The organism is Faecalibacterium faecis (assembly GCF_040096475.1).
GTDB lineage: Bacteria > Bacillota > Clostridia > Oscillospirales > Ruminococcaceae > Faecalibacterium > Faecalibacterium taiwanense.
In genome coordinates this window covers 1-556 of sequence record NZ_JBBMEP010000061.1, presented here as the reverse complement: position 1 = coordinate 556, position 556 = coordinate 1, and the positions used below count along the sequence as shown (strand labels likewise).

1 protein-coding gene is annotated in these 556 nt (G+C 55.9%); it reads right to left on the bottom strand.

Annotated features, from left to right (window positions below):
* The coding region (locus tag WMO17_RS13120) for a plasmid recombination protein (protein ID WP_349138331.1) at positions 1-556 on the bottom strand (556 nt) is incomplete at both ends.

Genomic DNA, 556 nt, shown 5'->3' with positions numbered 1-556 from the left:
TCGCTCCTGCTCCCGCTGGACTTTGAACTGGGTGACGGTCAGGTGTTCTTCAGTGCTGCCACGCTCACCGCGCTCTACATCCGTATACCCGGCGTTGCGCATATAGTGGAAGAAATCGTCTTGCAGGACACTGTACGACTTCTTCAGGACTGGCTTGCCGCTCTTTTGCAGGACAGGCTTTCCGGCATCGTCCAGCAGGGGCTTGGAAGCCCACTTCTTGCTTCGGCTGACCTGCATGACGGTCTCCTTGACTGTGCCGACCAGTGCCTTGTCCTTGCAGCGTTTCGACCAGAGGATCTGCTTTTCCACCACAGGCACATAGACCACATGGAGATGATAGTGGTAGACTTCACGGCCTAATGCTTCGGTCATGGCACGGTTGATCTCATCGGCGTGCATAACTGCCGAGAGGATATACTGCTCACCGCCCACGATTTGAACGGCAGCTTGGTAGGCATCCTCATAGAACTGCTTGGCGGACTCGTAGCCGCCGTGGTTGTCAAAGTAGGCCGAGTTGACATCAAAGACAAGCTCGCAGTAATGGGTGGCATCCGGC